This is a genomic window from Candidatus Bandiella numerosa, from assembly GCF_021811875.1.
GTDB lineage: Bacteria > Pseudomonadota > Alphaproteobacteria > Rickettsiales > Midichloriaceae > Aquirickettsia > Aquirickettsia numerosa_A.
Map to the genome: position 1 here is coordinate 1 of NZ_JAJBJD010000200.1, position 741 is coordinate 741.

Genomic DNA, 741 nt, shown 5'->3' on the forward strand with positions numbered 1-741 from the left:
TTAGATCTAGGTACGTATACGGATCTATTGCCATTCGATGATTTCCAATAAGGCTCAAGAAGGTATGGGTATATTTTATGTGATTTATTTCCTATAGAAATATTCTTCTTTTTCTTAGGGAATATTGCTTCTAGGCCCATGATATTCATATATTTTAGAGTTCTATCTCTACCAATATTGAACCCGTCTTCTATTAAATGATGATATATGTAGCGATAGCCATAATCTGGATTTGCTGTGTATATCTCATCTATTCTATCTATAATTCTTTTATTATATATGCTCATTATTTTTGGCTTATAATACATCATAGATCTGCTTATCTTAAGTAATTCGCATTGTCTTGCCATTGATATTTTGTCCAGCTTGGAATCGACAAGATCCCTTTTATTTGGTATATCCAAGCTGTTTAGCTTTCCCACTGCCCAGTCCCTCTCTACTGTAGCTTTGCCTAATGCTTTAGCTAATTCATCATTTTCTGCTTTTAACTCTTTTATCTCACTTTTATATTCGCTCACTACTTTTGCTGGCTCAAATGCTAATGATGCATTTTCCAAGAATTGCTTTTTCCAATTTTGTATTGTCTTGCCTGTTATCTCATATTTCTTCGATAATTGCGCTATTGTCAACTCTGATTCCATCAATTCTAGCACTATTTTTGTTTTTTGTTCAGCGCTAAAATTTCTTTTTTCTTTTTTACTCATACTTCTTATTTTTTATTTATATTTTTATATCTTTTAG

General features: G+C 31.4%; 1 protein-coding gene. It reads right to left on the bottom strand.

Going from position 1 to position 741, the window contains the following annotated elements; genetic code table 11:
- Positions 1–704 (bottom strand): IS3 family transposase (locus tag L8D11_RS05375; protein WP_236870641.1); only part of this gene is annotated, 704 nt, incomplete at its 3' end.
- Positions 705–741 lie beyond the last annotated feature (37 nt).